The organism is Azospirillum sp. NS33 (assembly GCF_059703765.1).
Map to the genome: position 1 here is coordinate 34,407 of NZ_BAAKJB010000050.1, position 7,787 is coordinate 42,193.

The 7,787-nt window shown below is 75.3% G+C and carries 7 protein-coding genes and 1 pseudogene; 5 read left to right on the forward strand and 3 right to left on the reverse strand.

The features are described 5' to 3' along the window. Positions 1-7 precede the first annotated feature (7 nt). Positions 8-2,224 carry a penicillin-binding protein 1C gene (gene pbpC / locus AC6H2I_RS28310; RefSeq protein WP_497504132.1) on the forward strand — a complete coding sequence of 739 codons (2,217 nt, stop codon included), beginning with the start codon at positions 8-10 and terminating at the stop codon, positions 2,222-2,224. A 33-nt stretch (positions 2,225-2,257) separates the two neighbouring features. On the opposite strand, the gene AC6H2I_RS28315 is transcribed toward pbpC, so the two are convergent. After that, positions 2,258-2,434, reverse strand: coding sequence for a hypothetical protein (locus AC6H2I_RS28315; RefSeq protein ID WP_497504133.1), 177 nt, complete (start codon positions 2,432-2,434; stop codon positions 2,258-2,260). 255 nt (positions 2,435-2,689) lie between these two features. Here AC6H2I_RS28315 and AC6H2I_RS28320 point away from each other — a divergent pair, with 255 nt between their 5' ends. Together AC6H2I_RS28320 and AC6H2I_RS28325 are read left to right on the forward strand one after the other, a co-directional pair. Further along, positions 2,690-4,021 (forward strand): O-acetylhomoserine aminocarboxypropyltransferase, encoded by a 1,332-nt coding sequence (locus AC6H2I_RS28320; protein WP_497504134.1) that lies wholly within the window; start codon positions 2,690-2,692, stop codon positions 4,019-4,021. Positions 4,022-4,070: 49 nt separating this feature from the next. Continuing rightward, entirely contained in the window at positions 4,071-4,874 is an 804-nt protein-coding gene (locus AC6H2I_RS28325; protein WP_497504135.1) for an alpha/beta fold hydrolase, read from the forward strand. Between the two features lie 311 nt (positions 4,875-5,185). Here the strand turns inward: AC6H2I_RS28325 and AC6H2I_RS28330 are convergent, their stop codons facing one another. Beyond that, on the reverse strand, positions 5,186-5,644 hold the full coding sequence (locus AC6H2I_RS28330) for an Hsp20 family protein (RefSeq protein ID WP_497504136.1): 459 nt from the start codon (positions 5,642-5,644) through the stop codon (positions 5,186-5,188). Between the two features lie 267 nt (positions 5,645-5,911). Between AC6H2I_RS28330 and AC6H2I_RS28335 the strand changes: the two genes are divergently transcribed. Together AC6H2I_RS28335 and AC6H2I_RS28340 are read left to right on the forward strand one after the other, a co-directional pair. Further along, entirely contained in the window at positions 5,912-6,322 is a 411-nt protein-coding gene (locus tag AC6H2I_RS28335) for a DUF1465 family protein (protein WP_497504137.1), read from the forward strand. A gap of 156 nt (positions 6,323-6,478) precedes the next feature. Beyond that, positions 6,479-7,462 (forward strand): alpha/beta hydrolase, encoded by a 984-nt coding sequence (locus AC6H2I_RS28340; protein WP_497504138.1) that lies wholly within the window; start codon positions 6,479-6,481, stop codon positions 7,460-7,462. Between the two features lie 66 nt (positions 7,463-7,528). Here the strand turns inward: AC6H2I_RS28340 and AC6H2I_RS28345 are convergent. Beyond that, positions 7,529-7,787: pseudogene (locus AC6H2I_RS28345) on the reverse strand (hypothetical protein); the annotation flags it as partial.

A 7,787-nucleotide genomic window follows, 5' to 3' on the forward strand; every position in this document is an offset into this window, starting at 1 on the left:
ACGCGCCATGGCCCCCGCGTTCCCCCGCTGGCGCCGGGCGGCGGCCGGCGCGCTGCTGCTGGGCGCGGCGTGGCTGGGGCTGGATGCGCTCGACCGCGCCTGCCCGCCCGACCTGTCGCGCTTCCGCGACCGGGCGGCCGAAGTGGTGGACCGGCAGGGGGTGGTGCTGCGCGCCTTCACCGCGGCCGACGACGCCTGGCGCTTCCCGGTCCGCCCCGACGCGGTGGCGCCGCTCTACCGGGCCATGCTGCTGGCCTATGAGGACAAGCGGTTCGAGCGGCACTGGGGGGTCGACCCGCTGGCCGTGCTGCGGGCGGCCGGCCAGGCGGTGTGGCACGGCGAGGTGGTGTCCGGTGCCTCCACCCTCACCATGCAGGTGGCCCGCCTGCTGGAGCCGCGGCCGCGCACGCTGTGGTCCAAGCTGGTGGAGATGGCGCGGGCGGTGCAGCTGGAGCGCCGCCACGGCAAGGACGAGATCCTGGCCATGTACCTCACGCTGGCCCCCTTCGGCGGCAACCTCGAGGGGGTGCGGGCGGCGACCCTGGCCTGGTTCGGCAAGGAGCCGCGCCACCTCACCCCGGCCGAGGCGGCGCTGCTGGTCGCCCTGCCGCAGTCGCCGGCGCGGCTGCGCCCGGATCGTGGCGTGGCGGGCGGCGCGGCGGCCGGTGCGGCCGCCCGGGCGGCCCGGGCCAAGGTGCTGGACCGGGCCGCCGCCGCCGGGGTGCTGGACCCGGCCGAGGCCGGGCGGGCCAAGGACGCCCCGCTGCCGACGGCACGGCGGGCCTTTCCCTTTCTCGCCCCGCATCTGGCGGAGCGGCTGCGCGCCGGCGCCCCGGGGGAGGCGCGAATCGCGACCACCCTGGACGCGGCGCTGCAGGAGACGGTGGAGGCGCTGCTGCGCCGCCGCGCCGAGGGGCTGGAGCCGAAGGCCGGCCTGGCGGCGCTGGTGGTCGACAACGCCAGCCGCGAGGTGCGGGCCTATGTCGGCGCCGGCGACTATTTCGACCGCAGCCGCGAGGGCATGGTCGACATGGTCCAGGCCGTGCGGTCGCCGGGCTCGACCCTCAAGCCGCTGATCTACGGGCTGGCCTTCGACCGGCTGATCGTCCACCCCATGACCGTGATCGCCGACGTGCCGCGGCGGTTCGGCGCCTACGCGCCGGAGAACTTCGGCGGTGGCCACTCCGGCGAGGTCACGGTGGCGGAGGCGCTGCAGTACTCCTTGAATGTGCCGGCGGTCGCGGTGCTCGACCGGGTCGGACCGCTCAGCTTCGACGCGGCGCTGCGCCGTGCCGGCGTGACGCTGCACTTCGACCGCCGCGTCGGCCGGGCAACCCTGCCGATCGCGCTGGGCGGGGTGGGGCTGTCGCTGGAGGAACTGGTGACCCTGTACGGTGCGTTCAGCCATGGCGGGCGGGTGGCACCGCTGGCGGTGCGGCCACCGACGGCGAGCCGGCGCCCCGACCGGCCGGTGGGGGAGGCGCTGATGGGCGAGCCGGCGGCCTGGTACGTCGCCGATGTGCTGCGCGGCGCGCCGCGCCCGCCCGGCTACGCCGATGTCCAGGGCGCCGGGGACGCCCGCGGCATCGCCTTCAAGACGGGAACCTCCTACGGATTCCGCGACGCCTGGGCGGTCGGCTTCACCGACCGCTACACGGTCGGCCTGTGGGTCGGCCGGCCGGACGGCGCGCCGTGCCTGCGCTGCGTCGGCATCGAGGCGGCGGCGCCGCTGCTGTTCCGGCTGTTCGACCTGCTCCCGGTGCCCGCCGGGCCTGCGGTGATGGTGGCCGGCCCGCCGGCCGGGGTCATCGCCGGCGGCACCGCCGATCTGCCCCAGGGGTTGCGCCGCTTTGCCGATGCGCCGGCGGTGGCCCGCCACGGGGTCGCCCAGGCCGCGGGGCGGCTGCGCATCGCCTTCCCGGTCGACGGGTCGGTGGTGTCCCTGGGCGCCCGGCCCAGGGCGGCGGCGGATGGCGGTCACGGGCGGCTGGACGCCCTGCCGCTGCGCGCCGAGGGCGGGCGGCGGCCGCTGCGCTGGCTGGTCAACGACCGGCCGCTGGGCGACGGCGACTGGCGCCGCGGCACGACCTGGCAGCCCGACGGCACCGGCTTCGTCGACGTCACGGTGCTCGACGCCGACGGCAACGTCTCCAGCGCCACGGTGTTCGTCGCGGAGCGGCCGGACGGCGGCGCCCGCAACGGCGCCCGCAGCGGCCCCGAATGACGGGCGGGCGTCGGTACACCCCCGGCCCGGCCCTCAGGGGCGGCCGGCCCGGCCCCCGCCGCGGCCGCCCAGCATGAGCACCGCCGCCAGCACAGCGAACACCACGGCGAGGCCGGCGTAGTAGACCGGCGCGCGGCCGACCGTCAGGGTGCCGAGCAGCACCATGAGCAGACTTGCCAGGCCCAGGATGACGGTGGTGCGCGCCGACATGGTCGTTCCGAACCTTGTCCTTTGGTGGGCGCCAGCCTGCCACAGGCGGTGGGGGGGCCGCCGCGTGGCAAGCTGTCACGGCGCGGGCGCGCCGCACCGCGGGCCGGGCGGTGGGACAAACCGCCCGGGCTCGCCGCCCTGCCGCGCCTTGACGCCACTGCCGGCACTCCATAGGCTTTCCGGTGCGGGCGCGGGCAAGCGCCGCCACGCGCGCAGTGGGCATCCCGCCACGGGAGGCCCGGAAGGGGAGTGGGGATGGCCGATCCCAGGTTCCTGAAGTTCGACACCCTCAGCCTCCACGCCGGGCAGCGGCCGGACCCGGCGACCGGGGCGCGGGCGGTGCCCATCTACCAGACGACCTCCTTCGTCTTCGACGACGTCGACCACGCCGCCGCCCTGTTCGGGCTGGAGGCGCCGGGCCACATCTACAGCCGCATCTCCAATCCGACGGTGGCGGTTCTGGAGGAGCGGCTGGCGCGCCTGGACGGCGGGGTCGGCGCGGTCTGCACGGCCAGCGGCCAGGCGGCGCTGACGCTGGCGGTGCTGACCCTGATGGGGGCGGGCGGGCACATCGTGGCCTCGTCCTCGCTCTACGGCGGAAGCCGCAACCTGCTGGCCCACACCCTGCCGCGCCTGGGCATCGAGACCAGCTTCGTCGATCCCCGCGACCTCGACGCGTTCCGCGCCGCGGTGCGGCCACAGACGCGCCTGGTGTTCGGCGAGATCATCGGCAATCCCGGGCTGGAGGTGCTCGACGTCCCGGGCCTGGCCGCGGTGGCCCACCAGGCCGGCGTGCCGTTGCTGGTGGATTCCACCTTCGCCACGCCCTACCTGTGCCGGCCGCTGGAGCACGGCGCCGACCTGGTCATGCACTCCGCCACCAAATGGCTGGGCGGCCACGGCGTCGCGGTGGGCGGCGTGCTGATCGACGGCGGCGCCTTCGACTGGGAGGCGTCGGGCCGCTTCCCCACCCTGACCGAGCCCTACGCCGCCTATCACGGCATCGACTTCGTCGAGGAGTACGGACCGGCGGCGTTCGTCATGCGCGCCCGCGCCGAGGGCCTGCGCGACTTCGGCGCGTGCCTGAGCCCGGCCAACGCCTTCCACATCCTGCAGGGGGTGGAGACGCTGCCCCTGCGCATGAAGGGGCACATCCACAACACCCGCCGGGTCGTCGGCTTCCTGGAATCGGAGATGGCGGCGCCCGGCGGCGCCGTCGCCTGGGTCACCTATCCCGAACTGGCCGACCATCCGGACCACCCGCTGGCGGCGCAGCTCCTGCCGCGCGGCGCCGGCGCCATCGTGTCCTTCGGCATCCGCCCGCCGGACGGCGCGGCGGGGGGCGGCCGTGCCGCGGGCCGCCGCTTCATCGAGGCGCTGACGGTGTTCTCCCACCTCGCCAACGTGGGCGACGCCAAGTCGCTGGTCATCCACCCCGCCAGCACCACCCACGCCCAGCTCGACGCGGCGGCGCTGGCCGCCGCCGGGGTCGGCGAGGACATGGTCCGCCTGTCGATCGGGCTGGAGGATTCCGACGACCTCATCGACGACCTGCGCCAGGCGCTGCGCGTCGCGACCAGGGTCTGAGCGGCCGGCGACGGGCGGCCGGCAAAAAGGAAGGACGAAGGGAACGGGGATGGAACTCACGGTCCGCGGCGCGCCGGTCTTCGCCCACACCGGCGGGCGCCCCCTCGATCCGGAGCGGCCGGTGGCGGTGCTGCTGCACGGTGCCGGCTTCGACCACACGGTGTGGGCGCTGCAGAGCCGGCGCCTTGCCCGCCGCGGCGTCGCGGTGCTGGCCCTCGACCTGCCGGGCCACGGCCGGTCCGGGGGAGCGCCGCTGGCCGGCGTCGACCGGCTGGCGGACTGGACGGCCGAGGCGCTCGACGCGGCGGGCGTGGCGCGGGCCCACCTCGTCGGCCACTCGATGGGCGCCCTGGTGGCGCTGGAGACGGCGGCCCGCCATTCCGGCCGGGTCGCCGGCGTGGCCTTGCTCGGGGTGGCGGAGCGGATGCCGGTGCACCCGGACCTGCTGGCCGCCGCCCGCGACGGCGATCCGCGGGCCGCCGCGCTGGTGGTGGCGTGGGGCACCGGGCCGCGCGGCCGGATCGGTGGCAGCGCGCTGCCCGGGATCGCCCTGGTCCCGCTGGGCCTGCGCCTGATGGCGCGCGCCGGCGGCGGCGTCCTTGGTGTCGACCTCGCGGCCTGCGACGCCTACGCCGGCGCGGCCGCCGCCGCCGCCGCCCTGGCGTGCCCCGCGCTGTTCCTGCTCGGCGCCCTCGACCGCATGACGCCGGCCAAGGCGGGACGGGCGCTGGCGGCGCGGACCCGCGACGCCGAGGTCCTCGTGCTGCCGGACACCGGGCACATGATGATGCTCGAGGCGCCGGGGCCGGTCAGCGCGGCCCTGGCGCGCTTCATCGGCGGCTCCGGGTGGTGAAACCCGCCGTCGATGTCAAACCGGACATCACGCTTTAACATTCCCGGGTTTTAGTGTCATCGGCCGCAACGGCCACGTGCAGGGCTGTGCCGGCGCGGCGCCAAAACGGGAACGGAGGACACGGTGCGGTCCAGGGAACGAACCAGCCGGGCACCGTGTCGGCGCACGGCGACGGCGTCACGCAGGCCGGCCCCGCCGCGGCTCCGCGCGGTGGCGCCGTGACGGCGCGGCGCCCCGGAACGGGCGCCGCACCGTCGTGCGGACGGCGCACCCCAAGGTGCGCCGTCCTGCGGTCGAGGGCAGGAGCCGGGTCAGGCGGCCTGGCGCGGCAGCTCCGCGGTGCCCGCCTTCGACGCGATGGCGATGGTCCGCGGCTTCATGGCCTCCGGGATCTCGCGCACCAGGTCGATGTGCAGAAGCCCGTTCTCCATGGAGGCGGCTTTCACCTTGATGAAGTCGGCAAGCTGGAAGCGCCGCTCGAAAGCGCGGCCGGCGATACCCCGGTAGAGGAATTGGCCGGTCTCCTGCTCCTTCTTAGTTTTAGCGGAGACCGCCAGCGCATTCTGCTGGGCCGTGATCTCGATGTCCTCCGGACCGAAGCCGGCGACGGCCATGGTGATCCGGTAGGCGTCCTCCCCCACCTTCTCGATGTTGTAGGGCGGGTAGGAGGCCGACGCGTCGTCGGCGTTGAGCGCGTGTTCCATCAGACGCGTCAGGCGGTCGAAACCGACGGTGGAACGGAACAGGGGCGAAAGGTCGTAGCTGCGCATGACATATCCTCCTGAAGAGCGATACTTCATCCGGGGGCCACGCTCCGCGTCGGCCCCCGATCCGGTCGATCCGGACGACCCCGTACGGGCGTCTTCCGGCGCCCTGAGACATAGGCGAGGTCCACACCCGTTCAAGGGTGCCCCGGGCGCGAATCCGTGGTTCGGCGCCCGGCCTGCCTTGCCGGCGGCCCGCTCCGGGTCATGTTTTGTTAATCAGTTGCGGCCACGCTCACGTCTGGGCCACGCGGCCGCGGGAAGGGAAAGGCCGTGAACGGACATCCCACCTTTTTCAACGGCACGTACGACGAGACGATGACCCTCCTCGTCGAGGCCAGGAATTACATCGCCTACCACGAAGCCATCGACCAGCGCGGGCGCCCGCCCCAGGTGCGCCTGCAGGTCAGCTACGAATCCATGCGCGTCACCAGCCGTCTCACCCAGGTGATGGCGTGGCTGCTGGCGCAGAAGGCGGTGCACGCCGGCGAGATGAGCGAGGCCCAGGCGTCGGAGGGTTACTCCCTCACCGGCGGCGAGATCTGCACCGATCCCTCCGGCCCCGACAACGAGGATCTTCCCGCCGGCCTCCGCAGCCTGCTGGAGCGCAGCCATCGCCTCTACATGCGGGTGGAGCGGCTGGACGATCAGTTCCGTCTGAGCGTCCGGGAAGCGGTGGGCTGAGCGATCCCCTGGGGGCGCCCGCCGTCCCCGACCGCAGCCCGGAGGGCGGGGATTGCGAACGCCTCGCATTTCGCCCTATCGTCCGGCCGCGGCGTCCCTGACGGCGCCCGCGACGCGACACCGGTCCGCCGCGGAACCCACCCCCCGGGGCCCGGTATGACCGATCGCCGACGCACCACACCGCTGGCCGCCGTTGCCGTGATCGCCGGCCTCGCCGCGGTGGCGGCGCCGGCCGGCCCGCTGCGGGCGGCGGAGGAGCGGTTCACCCTGCGCTCGGCCGCCGGCGAGGCCTACGAAATCGTGCTGGTCCGGCCGGACGCGCCGGCCCCCGCCGCCGGGCACCCCGTGCTCTACCTGCTCGACGGCAGCCTGTCGCTGCCGCCGCTGCGCGCGCTCAGGCGCGGGCGCGATGGCGTGCCGGGGGCCGCGGCGCTGGCGGTCGTCGGCATCGGCTATCCCGACACCCGGGGGCCCGACACCCGGGGGCCCGACACCCGGGGGCCCGACACCCGGGGGCCCGACACCCGGGTGCAGCGCCGCTACCACGACCTCACCCCTCCGACACCGCCCGAGGCCATTCCGTTGCGACCGGGCGATCCGGTGCCGCGTACGGGCGGCCGGGCGGCGTTCCTGCGGTTCATCGAGGAGCGGGTGAAGCCGGCGATCGCGCAGCGCCTGCCGGTCGACCGTGCCCGGCAGGCGCTGTTCGGCCATTCCCTGGCCGGGCATTTCGCGTTGCACGTCCTCGTCACGCGGCCGCAGGCGTTCCGCGCGTACATCGCGGCGGACCCGGCGATCTGGTGGGACGGCGGGTCGATCCTTGCCGAGATGTCGGCAAGCCGGGCCCCTCCGGCGGGCGTCCGGGTGCTGATCGAGACCGCCGGGACCAAGGCGCCGCGGCCGGGACTCGATCCTGCCCAGATGGCCCGGCTGGAGGCGCTGCGGGCAGGCCCCACGGGCGAGGAGGTGGCGGCGGCGTTGGCCGCCCGCCCGGGCGTTGGCGTCGTCTTCCGCCGCTATGACGGGGAGACCCACGGATCGCTGATCCCCCACGCCGTGGCCGACGCCTACCGGTTTGCCGCGGCCCTGCTGGACGCACCGGTGCCGGGCCTGGACACCGGAACGGCGGCCGGCGACTGACGCGCCGGCCGCCGTTCCGCACGACCGCTCCCGGACCCGGCGCGGGGCCGGGCCCGGGGGGCGGCGTCAGCCGACCACGTCGAACCAGTTTCCGGTGACGTCGGTGGCCTGGACGCCGACCAGGGTGACCTGGTCGCCGGTGCTGAAGGTGACGACGGCGCCGCCCGGGCCGTCGCCGACGCTCCAGGTCATGCCGCCGAGCACCTGCAGGCGGTCGCCCGCGGCGGCGTCGAAGTCGGTGACGGTGTCGGCCCCGCCACCGGGGGCCATGACGAAGGTGTCGGCGCCGGCGTTGCCTTCCATGGTGTCGTTGCCGAGGTTGCCG